At 65.3% G+C, this 13,564-nt stretch carries 14 protein-coding genes; 7 read left to right on the top strand and 7 right to left on the bottom strand.

The window, feature by feature from the left end:
• Positions 1–133: 133 nt before the first annotated feature.
• Positions 134–1,261 (top strand): ISAs1 family transposase, encoded by a 1,128-nt coding sequence (locus LH20_RS15490; RefSeq protein ID WP_053553474.1) that lies wholly within the window; start codon positions 134–136, stop codon positions 1,259–1,261.
• Here LH20_RS15490 and LH20_RS15485 read toward each other — a convergent pair.
• Positions 1,249–1,749 (bottom strand): hypothetical protein, encoded by a 501-nt coding sequence (locus tag LH20_RS15485; protein WP_053554999.1) that lies wholly within the window; start codon positions 1,747–1,749, stop codon positions 1,249–1,251. The genes LH20_RS15490 and LH20_RS15485 overlap by 13 nt on opposite strands.
• A gap of 6 nt (positions 1,750–1,755) precedes the next feature.
• A complete protein-coding gene (locus LH20_RS15480) occupies positions 1,756–2,310 on the bottom strand; it encodes a copper chaperone PCu(A)C (RefSeq protein ID WP_053554998.1) in 555 nt (184 codons plus the stop codon).
• A 163-nt stretch (positions 2,311–2,473) separates the two neighbouring features.
• Between LH20_RS15480 and dnaK the strand changes: the two genes are divergently transcribed.
• Positions 2,474–4,378 carry a molecular chaperone DnaK gene (gene dnaK / locus LH20_RS15475; protein ID WP_053554997.1) on the top strand — a complete coding sequence of 635 codons (1,905 nt, stop codon included), beginning with the start codon at positions 2,474–2,476 and terminating at the stop codon, positions 4,376–4,378.
• A gap of 119 nt (positions 4,379–4,497) precedes the next feature.
• Positions 4,498–5,622 carry a molecular chaperone DnaJ gene (dnaJ, locus tag LH20_RS15470; protein WP_053554996.1) on the top strand — a complete coding sequence of 375 codons (1,125 nt, stop codon included), beginning with the start codon at positions 4,498–4,500 and terminating at the stop codon, positions 5,620–5,622.
• A gap of 13 nt (positions 5,623–5,635) precedes the next feature.
• On the opposite strand, the gene LH20_RS15465 is transcribed toward dnaJ, so the two are convergent.
• From LH20_RS15465 to LH20_RS15445, 5 genes are all read right to left on the bottom strand, one after another.
• Positions 5,636–7,987: a patatin-like protein gene (locus tag LH20_RS15465; RefSeq protein ID WP_053554995.1), complete on the bottom strand. Its 2,352-nt coding sequence runs from the start codon at positions 7,985–7,987 to the stop codon at positions 5,636–5,638.
• Between the two features lie 39 nt (positions 7,988–8,026).
• A complete protein-coding gene (locus LH20_RS15460; RefSeq protein ID WP_053554994.1) occupies positions 8,027–8,698 on the bottom strand; it encodes a DJ-1/PfpI family protein in 672 nt (223 codons plus the stop codon).
• On the bottom strand, positions 8,695–8,895 hold the full coding sequence (locus tag LH20_RS15455) for a hypothetical protein (RefSeq protein WP_053554993.1): 201 nt from the start codon (positions 8,893–8,895) through the stop codon (positions 8,695–8,697). Before LH20_RS15455 ends, LH20_RS15460 begins: the two co-directional genes overlap by 4 nt.
• Before the next feature lie 85 nt (positions 8,896–8,980).
• Positions 8,981–9,277, bottom strand: coding sequence for a hypothetical protein (locus tag LH20_RS15450; protein ID WP_053554992.1), 297 nt, complete (start codon positions 9,275–9,277; stop codon positions 8,981–8,983).
• 191 nt (positions 9,278–9,468) lie between these two features.
• Positions 9,469–9,789: a hypothetical protein gene (locus LH20_RS15445; RefSeq protein WP_053554991.1), complete on the bottom strand. Its 321-nt coding sequence runs from the start codon at positions 9,787–9,789 to the stop codon at positions 9,469–9,471.
• A 238-nt stretch (positions 9,790–10,027) separates the two neighbouring features.
• On the opposite strand from LH20_RS15445, the gene LH20_RS15440 reads away from it, so the two are divergent.
• Genes LH20_RS15440 through LH20_RS15425 form a run of 4 tightly spaced genes read left to right on the top strand, consistent with a single transcriptional unit; the run spans position 10,028 to position 13,546 of the window.
• Entirely contained in the window at positions 10,028–11,020 is a 993-nt protein-coding gene (locus LH20_RS15440; protein ID WP_053554990.1) for an ArsR/SmtB family transcription factor, read from the top strand.
• A complete protein-coding gene (gene metF, locus LH20_RS15435; protein WP_053554989.1) occupies positions 11,017–11,958 on the top strand; it encodes a methylenetetrahydrofolate reductase in 942 nt (313 codons plus the stop codon). The genes LH20_RS15440 and metF overlap by 4 nt, the downstream gene beginning before the upstream one ends.
• Positions 11,955–13,022: a homocysteine S-methyltransferase family protein gene (locus tag LH20_RS15430; protein WP_053554988.1), complete on the top strand. Its 1,068-nt coding sequence runs from the start codon at positions 11,955–11,957 to the stop codon at positions 13,020–13,022. Before metF ends, LH20_RS15430 begins: the two co-directional genes overlap by 4 nt.
• Positions 13,022–13,546 carry a GNAT family N-acetyltransferase gene (locus LH20_RS15425; RefSeq protein ID WP_053554987.1) on the top strand — a complete coding sequence of 175 codons (525 nt, stop codon included), beginning with the start codon at positions 13,022–13,024 and terminating at the stop codon, positions 13,544–13,546. The genes LH20_RS15430 and LH20_RS15425 overlap by 1 nt, the downstream gene beginning before the upstream one ends.
• Positions 13,547–13,564: the final 18 nt, after the last annotated feature.

Here is a 13,564-nt window from a genome sequence, read left to right as displayed (position 1 = left end):
TCTCCGGCCCTTTTCGATTTGCGAAGGAGCCTCAAAGGGGAGGCGTCACCCAGGGGAATCGCATTTGAAAATATAGTAGCGCGATGAGTTGATATGGATTCTTTGGGTGTCCTTCATAGTAAGGAGGATATCCATGTCCTGGTTTGCCGCGGCGTTTGATGATCTTCGCGATCCGCGAACGGGCAACGCGCGCCGTCACGATCTGCTGGAAGTGCTGACGATGGCGCTGACGGCGTCGATTTGCGGGGCGGAGAGTTGTTCGGATTTTGCGGATTTCGCGGTGGATCGCGAGGATCTGTTCCGGGAGTTTCTGCGCCTTGAGAATGGGGTTCCCAGCCATGACACCTTCTCCCGGATTTTCCGGCTGCTGGATCCGGCAGCCTTTGCACGCTGCTTCGAGCAGTTTCTGACCGCTCTTGGCGAAGCGGGTGCCGGTGTTGTCGCCATCGACGGCAAGACACTGCGGCGCTCGTTCGACACGGCAGCCGGCCGATCGCCGCTGGCGGTGGTGACGGCCTTTGCCTCGTCGACACGCACCGTCATCGGCCAGGAAAGCTTCCGTCCGGGGGAAGGCGACAGCGAAATCCTTGCCGCAAGAGCGCTCCTCGAATGCCTGGACCTCACAGGCCAGCTTGTCACCGCCGATGCCCTGCACTGCCAGACCGAGACTGCGCAGCTGATCCTCGATCGTGGCGGCGATTATCTCTTACGTCTCAAGGCGAACAGACCGGCCCTGCATGAGGCGGTGGCCAGCTACTTCGCTGCACCGGATATCCTTGCCGGTCTCGCCACGACTGAGACAAGCGATGCCGATCATGGACGTCTCGAAGAGCGGCGGGCTTTTGTCAGCCATGACCTTGGCTGGCTGCACGGTCCCAAGCGCGCCTGCACCGAACCGGTGGACATGCCCGCTCTTGCCTGTCTCGGCATGATCGAGGCCACGGTCACCCGCAATGGAAAGACCACAACGACCCGCCATTATCATCTCTCATCCCGGACGCTGAGCCCGGAAGAATATCTTGCCGCCGCCAGATCCCACTGGTCGATCGAAAATGGTCTCCACTGGGTGCTCGACATGACATTCGATGAAGATCGCGCCCGCAGCCGAAAGGACCATGCCCCCGAAAATCTCGCAACCTTGCGCAAGCTCGCCCTCAATGTCCTGCGAACCGCCAGACCCGATATCTCCATCAGGAGAAAACGGAAACGCTCCGGATGGTCCAACGCCTTCGCCAAAACCATCCTCGGTCAAATGCGATAGCCCTGAGGCGTCACCCCTGGCGCCTTGCCGAACGGCAGGATCGCCCGGTAGGCTTCCGCCCCGGGCGCGCCGCCGATGGTCACTCCCTTTGTCATCAGCCAATAGTGCCGCACGATCTCCGCCTGCTGTTCGAGCCCGTAGCGGTGGAGCGGCCAGCCGGGTTTGAGGCTGTAATGGTAGGTTGCAAAGGGGTGCCGCATCAGCACCAGATACCAGCGGCCACGCGTCTGCGCCTGCCAGACATGCGTCATCTCGTGGATGAAGAGACCCTGGAGCGACTGCGGTGCGGCGCTGAAATCCTCGACATAAAGGTCGCCGTGCGGATGAAAGTGGAGCGCACCCATCGGTGCCATCACGACGCGCCGCGGCTGGAAGAAAGCCCATTTGTGGTGGCACACGCGCACCCGCGCATAGTCGATCGCCTCGCCGAACACACTCCGGGCGAGTGCGATCTCGCCGTCCGTGAGGCTGCGCGATGGCCGCGCCATGCGCCGCTATTTCTTCGCCGCGTCCGCCGCGCCTTTTCCTGCTGCCTTGTCGGCCTCGGTGCCGCCCATATCCATCGCGCCATGATCCATCGCCGCGCCCTTCGCGTCGCCTCCTCCCGGAGCCTTCCGGATCGTGAGGTCGAAGAGGATGCGTTCATTATTGTTGTTCGAGAAAACGAAGATCATCGGCAGTTTGCCTGCCCGCACCGCGGCCCCGTTGATGTTCCAGATCATCAGATGCTTGCCGCCCGGCTTGAACGCAAGCTCGCCCTTTGCGGGCACCGGCGCGCTGCGTAGCGGCTTCATCGACACGACGCCATTTTCCTTGACGGTTTCGTGCATCTCGACGCGCTGGGCAAGGTCCGAGCTCACAGCCATCAATTCGACAGCGCGAGGGCCGCCCTTGATGGTGAAATAGCCTGCCGCCGGACGGTCCGGGGTCGCGCCCATCTCGATATAGCCGCTCGCAACGTGCAGCACCGGCCCCTGACCGAGATTTTCGCTGCATCCCGAAAGAGGCAGGGCGGCGGCGGTGAGAAGGGCAACGGCGAAGGGCTTCATCGGGAGACTCCGGGTTTAACTGAAATTTGCCCGTCATCGATAAGCCGTCAAAGCCCTTGTGCCAAGGATTAGCGCACCTATATCGCGCCCAGAAACCCTGCATGGGATCAACGACGGGCGTGCCTTTTCAGGGCGCCGCAAAAACAACAAGGACGTGTATATTATGGCCAAAGTGATCGGGATCGACCTCGGCACCACCAACAGCTGCGTCGCGGTGATGGAAGGCGGCAAGCCCAAGGTTATCGACAATGTGGAAGGCGCGCGCACGACACCGTCGATCGTCGCCTTCGCCAAGGACGGCGAGCGGCTGATCGGCCAGCCGGCGAAGCGCCAGGCAGTGACCAATCCCGAAAATACCGTCTTCGCGGTGAAGCGCCTGATCGGCCGCCGCTTCGACGATCCCATGACGAAGAAGGACATGGAACTCGTCCCCTATAATATCGTCAAGGGCAACAATGGCGACGCCTGGGTCAAGGCGGGCGGCGAGGATTATTCGCCCTCGCAGATCAGCGCGTTCATCCTTCAGAAGATGAAGGAAACCGCCGAGGCCTATCTTGGTGAAAAGGTCGAGCAGGCGGTCATCACCGTTCCCGCTTACTTCAACGACGCGCAGCGCCAGGCGACCAAGGACGCGGGCAAGATCGCAGGCCTTGAAGTGCTTCGCATCATCAACGAGCCGACCGCGGCTGCGCTCGCTTACGGCCTCGACAAGCAGGACAACAAGACCATCGCGGTCTATGACCTTGGCGGCGGCACCTTCGACATTTCGATTCTCGAAGTCGGCGACGGCGTGTTCGAGGTGAAATCGACCAACGGCGACACCTTCCTTGGCGGTGAGGACTTCGACAGCAAGCTGGTCGAATTTCTGGCCGATACCTTCAAGAAGGACGAGGGGATCGACCTGCGCACCGACAAGCTCGCGCTGCAGCGGCTGAAGGAAGCTGCGGAAAAAGCGAAGATCGAGCTGTCTTCCGCCGCGACCACCGAAGTCAACCTGCCCTTCATCACTGCCGATGCCAACGGGCCGAAGCATCTCGTCAAGACGATCACCCGAGCCGACCTTGAAAAGCTGGTCGAGGATCTGGTGAAGCGCACGCTCGAGCCCTGCAAGAAGGCCATCAAGGATGCCGGCGTCAGCGCGAGCGAAATCGACGAGGTCGTGCTCGTTGGCGGCATGACCCGCATGCCGCGCGTGCGCGAGGTCGTGAAGGATTTCTTCGGCAAGGAGCCGCACACCGGTGTGAACCCCGATGAGGTCGTCGCCATCGGCGCCGCAATCCAGGCGGGCGTGCTGCAGGGCGACGTCAAGGACGTTCTGCTGCTCGACGTGACTCCGCTCAGCCTCGGTATCGAGACGCTGGGCGGCGTGTTCACGCGCATGATCGACCGGAACACGACGATCCCGACCAAGAAGAGCCAGGTCTATTCGACGGCGGACGACAATCAGTCCGCGGTAACGATCCGCGTCTTCCAGGGTGAGCGCGAAATGGCGGCGGACAACAAGCTGCTGGGCCAGTTCGACCTCGTCGGCATCCCGCCGGCACCGCGCGGCGTGCCGCAGATCGAGGTGACCTTCGACATCGATGCCAACGGCATCGTGTCGGTCCACGCCAAGGACAAGGGCACCGGCAAGGAACAGCAGATCAAGATCCAGGCCTCGGGCGGGCTTTCGGATGCGGACATCGAGCAGATGGTCAAGGACGCCGAGCAGTTCGCCGAAGAGGACAAGAAGCGTCGCGAGGCGGCTGAGGCGAAGAACAACGCCGAAAGCCTGATCCACTCGACCGAACGCCAGCTTGAAGAGCATGGCGACAAGGTCGACGCGGCGTTGAAGGGCGAGATCGAGGCGGCGATCGCCGAAGCCAAGACCGCGGTCGAGGGCGGCGACCCCGCCGTCATGACCGAAAAGTCCCAGGCGCTCGCGCAGGTTGCCATGAAGCTTGGCCAGGCGATCTACGAGAAGGAGCAGCAGGCCGCCGCGTCGCCCGGCGCCGAAGCCGGCGAGACCAAGGCCGACGAAGATGTCGTCGACGCCGAATTCTCGGAAGTCGAGGACGACAAGAAGTAAGGATGACCTTCAACCGTCATGCCGGCGAAAGCCGGCATCGCTCCCGCAAGCCGCTTCGGCGGACCGGCAGCGACCCCGGCCTTGGCCGGGGTGACGGGTTGAAGTAGGGGCTTTTGAGAATGTCGCTCGACATCGATTATTATGAACTGCTGGAAGTCGACCGGACCGCTGACGACAAGGCGCTGAAGGCCGCCTATCGCAAGCTCGCCATGCAATATCACCCGGACAAGAATCCCGGGTGCAGCGATAGCGAGGCGCGCTTCAAGGCGATCAACGAAGCCTATGACTGCCTGAAAGATCCGCAGAAGCGGGCGGCCTATGATCGCTTCGGCAAGGCGGGTGTCCAGGGCGGAGCGAACGGCTTTGGCGGCGGGGCCGATTTCGGTGACATTGGCGACATTTTTGAATCGATCTTCGGATCGGCATTCGGCGGCCGCCAGCAGCAGCGTGGCCCCGCGCGCGGTGCTGACCTTCGCTATGACATGGAAATCCGGCTCGAGGACGCCTTCACCGGTTGCACCCGTGAAATCCAGGTCGACGTCGCCGCGCGCTGCGACGCCTGCGACGGCTCCGGGGCCAGGCCGGGCACGTCCACCCATCGCTGCGGAACCTGCGGCGGTCACGGCAAGGTGAGGGCTCAGCAGGGCTTCTTCATGGTCGAGCGCACCTGTCCCGCCTGTCAGGGCGCGGGCGAGGTCATCGCGGACCCCTGCACCGCCTGTCATGGCGAAGGCCGCGTCGAGCGGCGCAAGACGCTGACCGTCAACATTCCGGCCGGAGTGGACGAGGGTACGCGCATTCGCCTGTCGGGCGAGGGGGAAAGCGGTGCGCGCGGCGCAGCACCGGGCGACCTCTACATCTTCCTTCACATGGCGCGGCACCGGGTCTTCGAGCGCGAAGGAACCACGCTGTTCACGCGGGCCCCGATCAGCTTCACAACCGCAGCGCTCGGCGGCGAGATCAGCATTCCAGGGCTCGACGGCAGCCGGCACGACATCCGCATCCCTGCAGGCATCCAGTCGGGCAAGCAGCTGCGCCAGCGCGGCGCGGGCATGCCCGTGCTCAATGGCCGCGGCCACGGCGACCTTGTGGTCCAGATCGATGTCGAGACGCCGACCAAGCTGAGTGCGAAGCAGAAGGAATTGCTCCAGGCGTTCCGCGAAACCGAGACGGGCGAGGAATGTCCCGCGAGCCAGGGCTTTTTCGGCCGCATCAAGGAAATGTGGGAAGATCTGACGGATTAAGCCGTCTTGCCCATCACCCGGTCGCCCCTTGCCCTTCGCGCACAGGCGGGACAGGGCCAATCTCTTCCCTGAGCTTGGCGATCAGCGCAGCGACCTGCGGCAACCGGCTTTCCTCCTCGTCGAGGATCGCATGGAATGCCTGCCGCTTGAGGTCCGCGAGCGCCTCTGCGGTCATCGCGCCGTCGCCAGTGACACTCGAGGCCACGATGTCGATCAGCCGGTCGGCGCCGTGGAGCCGGCCCCATAGATAGTCGTTCTCCCGGTAGGCTCGGCTGAAGAAGGCGCCGAAGCTGTTGAACTCGATACCCTTGAGCATCGCGGCGGCGCCGCCGGTACGGATCGCGGTTGCATCGGAGGGGGAAATGCGGTCGATCTTGATCGGGTCGAATTCGTCAAACCCCTCGCCCTGCAGCAGCGGCAGCGTCGCGATGTCGTAGAATGGATATCCAAGATAGGCGAGCAGCATTGTCCGCCGGTCGTCCTTGGGCAGCGCGCCCAGCGCTTTGGCGAGGAGCACATCGGCCTCGCCATCGACCGCGACGAGATCCCGCCGGTCGGCAATCGCGTCGATCCATGCGCCAAGTCCCGCATCATCAGGGATGTCGAGGTCGCCAAGCCAGCTGTCCCCCTCGCGTTCCAGGTAGATGCCGAGCGCGGCAAAGATCGCCTCGCGCATGGCCTCGCACGCGGGATCGCGCTCGTCGCGCTTCGCTTCGACCGCGGCGTCGAGCTCGCGTGCCAGAAAGCGCAGGCGGCGGATGCGAAAACCAATGTCGTGGGTGCGAAAGAAATCGATTGCATCGCGGCTTGCGCCCGCGCCCTTCCTGCCCGAAATCCGGTCGAGCCCGCGCGCGCGTACCTCGTCCCAGAGGGCCTGGCGGCGGTTGGCGCGGTGAACGGCGCCCTCGGCCGGGGCCAACCGGTCGATCACGCGCGCCAATTCCTCGACGATCGCCGACAGCTTGAGATGCCCGTAGGGCGCATAGGCGAAACCCGCGCGCGACGCAGCCTCGGTCTGCGCCCTGGTGCGCCACCGTTCGAGCCGCGCCGGGGTCGGTGTTCCGAGAAAGAAGGTGGTGCCGAAGAGCGCTGCCACCTGTTCCTCGACCTCGACCTTCATCGCGTCGACGATATGCTGCATGCGGCGGATGCGCCGCGACATCGCCTCAATGGCCTCGACATTGTCGCGGATCGGCTGCTCGCGTGGAATTTCGGAGAGCGCGCCGAGGATGGTGGTCAAAAAGCCCGGTAGCTTCTTCTCCCCGCCCTCGACAGGGTCGCCGTGGCGGTTGAAACTGATCGAGCGATAATCGGGTTTGGGGTCGATATAGACGAAGCGCCGGTCGATTTCGCGCCGTGCAGGCCGCTGCCTCAACGCCGCGATGGCCGGCCGGAAGGGCGCGTTGGCGAGCACCGATCCGTCGATCAGCACCCGGTCGGCGGGATCGGCTTCATCGCTTTGTGGCAGCTGGACGCGAATGAAGTCGGCGCGGTCGGGCCAGGCGATGCCGCGCTTTTTGAGCACCGCGTCGATCTCGCGCAGCGTAAAGGGTGGGAATGCGCCCGGGAAACTCGCGGTCGCGCGCGCTGCCGCGGCGAGGCCGGGAACGTCGTCGAGGCGCTTGCCCGCGCGGCCGTCGTGCCGGAAATGGATAACGAGCCGGTGCTCCTGCTCGGTCACGCGCGCCGGACTGTTGAGCGCAAGCGGCATGCTGTGCCCGGCAAAGTCGGTAACCGATACGAAAAGGTCCACGGGCTGCCCCGCCGGGACCAGCGCGGGCCCGCGCGGTCCACCATCCATCGCGTCGAAGGCATCCAGAATCAGGTTGGAGAATGTCTCGCCGCCAAAGGGGGGCTCGAACCAGCGGGCGCGCACGAAGCGGGACAGTTTTGCGCGCACTTCCTCCTGCGCTGCGCCGCCGACGGTGCGGTCGATGACGTTGCCGCGTCGCTTCATCGCCCATCCGGCGATCGGCACCGCCCAGAATTTCGTGGCCGCCGAAAGCGGCCGCGCATCGGGGTCGATCAGCCGGTCGACATCGGCGTCGGTCAGCCACAATTCGGTGAGCGGATCGAGCGATTGCCCGGTCGCGAGGGCGCGCGCAAGGAAGACGCCGTTGATCCCGCCCGCGCTCGCGCCTGCGACAATGTCTGCAAGGACTCGCAGGCGGATGTTGGTGTTTGCAAGAATGTCCGCAAGAAGGTCGCGATAGACCCGGCCCGATCCCTCGATCGTCTCGCCATCATGAAAGGCGCGCGACGCTGCCGCGAGCCGCCACACTTCCTTGGTTATGCCGTGCATGTAAACGGCAAGGCTGATGCCGCCATAGCATATCAGTGCGAAACGCAGTTCCTTTTCCCGCATATTGAGGCTGATAGCGCGCTTTGGGGGGCGGCGTCACCCTCAACCCCGCAGCGCTGCCTCCATCCGGGCGGCCGCGGCGTCATAGACGCGCGCTTTCAATCCGCCGGTGACCGCGGCCGGCGCGCGATCAGGGTGGCCGCCAGGAAAGGGCGGGGCGGGGTCATATTCGATCGCGAGCTGGATTGCCTGCGCCGCCGCGTCGCCGCGAATCCGACCGATCAGGGTGAGCGCGAAATCGAGCCCCGAGGTTACGCCGCCCGCGGTGACGATATGGCCGTCCTCGACGATGCGTCCCGGCGCGAGCTCTGCGCCGACCAGGGGCAAGAGCTGGGTATAGGCCCAGTGCGTCGTCGCGCGCTTGCCGCCGAGCAGCCCGGCGCGGCCGAGGAGGAAAGCGCCGGTGCACACGCTTGTAACCCATGCCGCGCCCGCGGCCTGCCGGGCGATGAAATCTGTTGTGGCAGGATCGGCGATGGCATCTGCGACACCGTGACCTCCGGGGACGCACAGGATGTCGGCCTGGGGCGCATCGCCGAAGTCATGCGTCGGGAGAATCGCAAAGCCGCTGTCGGTCGCGATCGGATCGCGCGTCGCCGCTGCGCCTGCGAGCCGTGCGCCCGGCATCCGGCTCAGCGCCTGCGCGGGCGCGGTAAAATCGAGCTGGGTGATGCCGGGAAACAGCGCGAAGACGATCGTGACGCGCTCGCTCATTGCGCGGATTCTCCGGTGGTTTGGGCCGCGGGCGGTGGGGGATCGCGGCTTTCGAGCATTTCTGCCGCCTGATCGAGCGCCTTCGCCTCGCTGACCGTCACGCCGCCTGGGCCGGGTTCATTCTCGGTGCGGCTGCATCCCGACGCCGACAGGAGCGCAAGGGCCAGCAGAAATGTCCGCGCCGTCCTCGTCGCCATCGTCTGCCTTTCAAGAAAAAGGGCCCCATTCCATGCGGAACGGAGCCCCATTCTCGGATCACGCGCCGCAGCGCGCAAGCCCCGATTACTGCTTGTCGTTGGCCTCTGCCTTCGCGGTCTCTTCCGAAACCTTGTCGCCGGCAGCAGCAGCGGCGTCGCCAGCAGCGTTCACCGTGCCTTCGACGGCGTTGCCGGCGTCGTTCGCAGCCGCGGCGGTCGCGTCGGCAGCGTCGGCAGCGCCTTCGGCAACGGCATCACCAGCGGCGGCGGCATCGTCCGCAACCGCAGCGCCCGCTTCCGACGTTTCCTCCTGCGCCTTTTCCGAGCAGGCAGCGAGGCTGAAGGCCGCGGCGGCCATCGACGCGATGATGAACTTGCGCATGTAAATTCCTTTCGAATGCCATGGCGGCCGGTCCCGTCCGCCAGACGCGCAGGATTAACCCCAGATGAAGCGCTTGGCAACTGCGCTGCGCCATGTCGCTGGGCGCATCCTTGTTTCAAAAGTGAAAAAGGGGCCGCCGAAAGACCCGGCGACCCCCTTTTTCTTCGGCCGAAGGGCCGGCGAAAAAAGCCTTACTGCTTGGCTTCTTCCATCGCACCCTTGGCAGCGTCAGCCGCTTCCTTCGCGGCGCCCGCTGCTTCGGCCGCCTTATCGGTCGCAGTCGCCGCATCGCCCGCAGCGGCAGCATCGCCCGCAGCGTCGGCGGCGGTGCCGGCAGCGGCAGCGGCGTCGCTGGCGCCCTCGGCCGCGTCGAGCGCGGTGTCAGCAGCGCCTTCCATGGTCGCGGCGGTGTCTTCGGTGGTCACTGCGGTATCGTCAGCAGCCTTTTCCCCGCAAGCGGCCAGGCCGAGCGAAGCGGCCAGGACGAGCGACAAAGTGATCGATTTCTTCATTTGGGTATATCCCTCTCGATTAAACGGATCGACCGGCATTCGGATGCGAACCTTTCGCTCCGGCGCACTGCCAATCACCTTTAGAGCTACAATCTCGCCAAATTGGGTGCAACGGCCTTTTTGGAAGCGCGGCCCGCTATTCGCCACCGCTCGTCGCGGCAGGCTGCCTGCAAGCGGCAGGAAAAGGCGGCCGGCTGTCCGGTTGACCACATATAAAGAAAGCTTTATATGCACGTTCATGACCGAGCTGCTCGACATTTTCCGTGCCCTCGCCGATCCGACGCGTCTGCGTATCGTCGCGCTGCTGCGCGAGATGGAACTCGCGATCGGCGAGCTTGCTCTGGTGCTCGAACAGAGTCAGCCCCGCGTCTCGCGTCATGTCCGCATCCTCGTCGACGCAGGAATCATCGAGCGCAGGCGCGAGGGAAGCTGGGTTTTTCTGCGTATCGTTGCGCAAGGACCGGTGAGCAACATGATTGCCCGCGCCGAGGAATGGCCCTTCTCGCCGCGCGAGGCGCTCGTCGTTGCGCACGACGCGCGCCGGCTCGCCGCGGTCCGGGCCGATCGCGTGGCTGCGGCTGAGCGCTATTTCGCCGAGCATGCCGCCGAATGGGATGCCATCCGCTCGCGCCACGTCGCCGAGAGCGAGGTTGAGGCCGCGATGCTCGCGATGGTGGCGGGCCGCCGCCTTGGGCACCTGCTCGACATCGGCACGGGCACCGGCCGTATGGCCGAAATCTTTGCGCCGACGGTGCGCCGCATCACCGCGCTCGACCGCAGTCCCGACATGCTCCGCATCGCGCGAGCGAAGCTTGCCGATCAGCCCGTGCCGATCGACCTCGTCCAGGGCGATTTCCTGAACCTGCCGATGGCCGATGCCAGCATCGACAGCATCGTCATCCACCAGGCGCTGCACTTCGCGCACGAGCCGGACCGCGTCATTGCGGAAGCTGGCCGGGTATTGCGCGGCGGCGGACACCTCCTCGTCGTCGATTTTGCCCCGCACGAGGATGAGGAGTTGCGCACGCTTGCGGCACATGCCCGCCTCGGCTTTTCGGACGCGCAGATCCGGGGATGGTTCGCCTCCTCCGGTCTGCTCCTCGAGGCCACCCAGACGCTTGAAGGTGGGGAGCTGGCCGTAAAGCTCTGGCTCGGCCGCCGCCGTAGCGATGAAGACCAACCGCCGCTCGCCCACGAGGGCGACGGCCCGCGCAGAAGGCTTGCGGCATGATCTCGACTCTCAACAGCGCCGCGGAGGCGCGCCGCGCTGCGGCCTCGCCGCTTTTCGCCGATCTTGCTGGCGATATCAGCGTCAGCTTCGAATTCTTCCCGCCAAAGACCGAGAAGATGGAAGCGCAGCTCTGGGACACTTTCCATACGCTCGAGCCGCTCTGCCCGAGCTTCGTCTCGGTCACTTATGGTGCCGGTGGATCGACGCGCGAGCGCACCCACGCGACAGTCGCGCGCATCGCGGCGAAAAGCAGGGTTCCGCCCGCAGCGCACCTCACGTGCGTCGAGGCGTCGCGGGAAGAGATTGACGCGGTTGCGCGGGCCTATTGGGAGGCCGGCGTGCGCCATATTGTTGCGCTGCGGGGCGATGTGCCAGGCGGCGAGCCCTATCGCGCGCACCCGCAAGGCTATGCGAATGCCGCCGAGCTCGTCGCGGGTCTCAAGGCCATTGCACCCTTCGACATTTCGGTCGCGGCCTACCCCGAGGTTCATCCCGACGCAGACTGTCCGCAGGCCGACCTCGACAATCTGAAGCGCAAGCTCGACGCGGGCGCCACGCGTGCGATCACGCAGTTCTTCTTTTCGCCCGACGCCTTCCTGCGCTTTCGCGATACCGCGGCCGCAGCGGGAATCGACGCCCCGATCATCCCTGGCATCCTGCCGGTGTCGAACGTGTCGCAGACGCGGCGGATGGCGGACATGTGCGGCGCCGCAATCCCCCCATGGATGGTGTCGCTGTTCGACGGGCTCGACGATCTGCCGGCAGCGCGCCAGCTCATCGCCGCGACGATCGCGGCCGAAATGTGCCGCCGCCTCTATGCGGGCGGAGTACGCGATTTTCACTTCTACACGCTCAACCGGGCGGAGCTCAGCTACGCCATCTGCCACCTGCTCGGCCTGCGCCCCGCCGCCCAGCCCATCAAGGAGCAAGCTGCATGACCACCAACCCGTCCACGGCCCGCGAGGCGCTGCGCGCCGCGGCCAGGGAGCGCATCCTGCTCACCGACGGCGGGTGGGGCACGCAGATCCAGCTCCGCAAGCTCGCGGCGGCGGATTATGCGGGCACGCTCGGCCTTGCGCACGACCAGAAGGGTAATAATGACATCCTTGCTCTGACGCGTCCCGACGTCGTTGCCGCGATCGGCGATTCCTATCTGGCCGCGGGGTCCGACATTGTGTCGACCAATACCTTCAGCGCCAACCGGATCAGCCAGGCCGACTATGGCGCCGAGGCGCTGGTCGCCGACATCAACCGCGAAAGCGCCCGGCTGGGGCGCGAGGCGGCCGACAAGTTCGAGGCGCTCGATGGCCGCCGCCGATATGTTGCAGGCGCGGTCGGGCCGACGAACAAGACCCTGTCGCTGTCGCCCGACGTCAACAACCCGGGCTATCGTGAAATCGACTTTGACGAGCTCAAGGATGTCTATCTTGAACAGGTGATCGCGCTTGCCGAGGGCGGGGCCGATTTCATCCTCATCGAGACGATCTTCGACACGCTCAATGCCAAGGCCGGGATCGCCGCAACGCTCGAGGCCGAGACCAAGGTGGGGCGCGAACTGCCGCTGATGATCTCGATGACCCTCACCGATCTTTCGGGCCGCAATCTCTCGGGCCACACGGTCGAGGCCTTCTGGTACGCCGTGCGTCATGCGCGCCCGGTCTCCGTCGGGCTGAACTGCTCCTTCGGCGCGGCGCAGCTTCGCCCGCATGTGCGCGTTCTCTCGGACCTCGCCGATACGCTGGTGATGGTCTATCCGAACGCCGGCCTGCCGAACGAACTTGGCGAATATGACGAGCAGCCCGAGACAACCGCGGGGCTGGTGCGCGAATGGGCCGAACATGGCCAGGTCAATATTCTCGGCGGTTGCTGCGGTTCGACGCCCGCGCATATCGCCGCGATGGCCCGCGCCATCGCGGGCCTTGCCCCGCGCTATATTCCCGACGTACCGGTGCGCACGCGCCTCGCCGGACTTGAGCCCTTTACCATGGCGGCCGCGTCCTGATGGAGGACGGGCCCACATGGACGATCCGCGAGGCGGGAGGGCATGACGCTCCCGCCCTCGCGCTGATCGGCGCTGCGACCTTTCTCGAGACCTTTGCCGGCATTCTCGACGGCGCCGCGATCACCGCGCATTGCGCCGCGCAGCACAGCGAAGCGGCCTATCGCGCCGCCTTGGCGTCGGGCGGGCGGGCCTGGCTTGCCGAAGCAGAGCCGGGCGGCGCGCCGGTCGGCTTCGCGCTCGTCGGCAAGCCCGATCTCGACGCAGCGGAGGCGGGCGATATCGAGCTGAAACGTATTTACTCGCTCTCGCGCTTTCATGGCAGCGGCATGGGCGCGGCGCTGATGCACGAAGTGGTCGCTGCCGCCAAGGGGCATCGCCGCCTGCTCCTCGGGGTCTATGCCCACAACGCGCGGGCGCTCGCCTTCTATCGCAAACAGGGTTTTGCCGACATCGGAACGCGCCGCTTCAATGTCGGGGGCAGGCTTTACGACGACCGCGTCCTCGCGCGCCCGCTCGCCCCTTGAACTCTCCCCCTTGTGGAC

The sequence above is a fragment of the Sphingopyxis sp. 113P3 genome, from assembly GCF_001278035.1.
Classification (GTDB): Bacteria; Pseudomonadota; Alphaproteobacteria; order Sphingomonadales; family Sphingomonadaceae; genus Sphingopyxis.
Note: the sequence above shows the minus strand (reverse complement) of the source record. Positions and strands in the feature narration are given on the sequence as shown.

Coding starts and splice junctions, on each gene's coding strand:
- LH20_RS15480 (WP_053554998.1), bottom strand. CDS start 2,310: ATGAAGCCCTTCGCCGTTGCCCTTCTCACCGCCGCCGCCCTGCCTCTT.
- LH20_RS15445 (WP_053554991.1), bottom strand. CDS start 9,789: ATGAAGAAATCGATCACTTTGTCGCTCGTCCTGGCCGCTTCGCTCGGC.
- LH20_RS15490 (WP_053553474.1), top strand. CDS start 134: ATGTCCTGGTTTGCCGCGGCGTTTGATGATCTTCGCGATCCGCGAACG.
- dnaJ (WP_053554996.1), top strand. CDS start 4,498: ATGTCGCTCGACATCGATTATTATGAACTGCTGGAAGTCGACCGGACC.
- dnaK (WP_053554997.1), top strand. CDS start 2,474: ATGGCCAAAGTGATCGGGATCGACCTCGGCACCACCAACAGCTGCGTC.
- metF (WP_053554989.1), top strand. CDS start 11,017: ATGATCTCGACTCTCAACAGCGCCGCGGAGGCGCGCCGCGCTGCGGCC.
- LH20_RS15455 (WP_053554993.1), bottom strand. CDS start 8,895: ATGGCGACGAGGACGGCGCGGACATTTCTGCTGGCCCTTGCGCTCCTG.
- LH20_RS15450 (WP_053554992.1), bottom strand. CDS start 9,277: ATGCGCAAGTTCATCATCGCGTCGATGGCCGCCGCGGCCTTCAGCCTC.
- LH20_RS15440 (WP_053554990.1), top strand. CDS start 10,028: ATGACCGAGCTGCTCGACATTTTCCGTGCCCTCGCCGATCCGACGCGT.
- LH20_RS15425 (WP_053554987.1), top strand. CDS start 13,022: ATGGAGGACGGGCCCACATGGACGATCCGCGAGGCGGGAGGGCATGAC.
- LH20_RS15485 (WP_053554999.1), bottom strand. CDS start 1,749: ATGGCGCGGCCATCGCGCAGCCTCACGGACGGCGAGATCGCACTCGCC.
- LH20_RS15465 (WP_053554995.1), bottom strand. CDS start 7,987: ATGCGGGAAAAGGAACTGCGTTTCGCACTGATATGCTATGGCGGCATC.
- LH20_RS15430 (WP_053554988.1), top strand. CDS start 11,955: ATGACCACCAACCCGTCCACGGCCCGCGAGGCGCTGCGCGCCGCGGCC.
- LH20_RS15460 (WP_053554994.1), bottom strand. CDS start 8,698: ATGAGCGAGCGCGTCACGATCGTCTTCGCGCTGTTTCCCGGCATCACC.